This is a genomic window from Bacillus sp. P4_D3 (assembly GCF_056401855.1).
Genome location: NZ_JBFUIN010001065.1, coordinates 1 through 872, shown reverse-complemented (window position 1 = coordinate 872; position 872 = coordinate 1). Strand labels below are relative to the sequence as shown.

The 872-nt window shown below is 32.3% G+C and carries 1 protein-coding gene and 1 pseudogene; one reads left to right on the top strand and one right to left on the bottom strand.

The features are described from left to right. Positions 1-111: 111 nt before the first annotated feature. Entirely contained in the window at positions 112-495 is a 384-nt protein-coding gene (locus AC1DTM_RS29175) for a VOC family protein (RefSeq protein WP_002158098.1), read from the top strand. A 44-nt stretch (positions 496-539) separates the two neighbouring features. On the opposite strand, the pseudogene AC1DTM_RS29170 reads toward AC1DTM_RS29175, so the two are convergent. Then, positions 540-872: pseudogene (locus tag AC1DTM_RS29170) on the bottom strand (hydrolase); the annotation flags it as partial.

Genomic DNA, 872 nt, shown 5'->3' with positions numbered 1-872 from the left:
GAATGATCCAGTCGATAAATTTCATAAAGAAGTACATATAAATGAAAAAGGAATAACAATAGTAATTGTAGAAAGCTACATAGAATATAAAAACCATTAGGRGGAAATGAAATGATTCATAAAGTCGGACAAATTATGTTATATGTAAATAATCAAGATGAGGCATTAAATTTTTGGACAGAAAAAGTAGGGTTTCATGTAATCGCAGAGGAAGATAACAATCAAGGAATGAGATGGATTGAAATCGCTCCAACTAATGATGCTGAGACGAGTATCATATTACATAATAAAGAGATTATCTCCAAAATGAGCCCAGAATTGAATCTTGGTACACCATCGTTAATGTTTTTCTCAGAAAATCTTGAACAACTATACAAAGATTTAACAAATAAAAATGTTACAGTTGGCGAAATGGTAACTATGCCTACTGGTAAAGTGTTTAACTTTGCTGATAGTGAAGGGAATTATTTTGCGGTTATGGAAAAGAACAAATAATGATATTGTTATGTCAAAATCCCCCTCATATATAATGAGGGGGATTAAATGTTTGAAGTGGATTTTTCATTAGAGAGTTGTTTGATAAAAAATGACCCTTTTTCAATAGCTGTCTCAATATAACCAACGATTTGATCAAATGTAAACACCTGTAGGTCTTCATACAAATGTTGCTCGGGGTACAGCATATCTTCAAAAATATATTGCCGAAAAGCTAAAACATTCTCTCTAGAAATCTCCTCGATATTCACAATGTTAGCCTCTTGATTAAGTAGGGCGAAGAGCTGTTGTTCTTTATCGTAATGATGCAACAATTGTGCGTTCAATAATTTAAAATCGTTATAGTACATAGGCACGATAGTTTCGTCGTTCTCAAT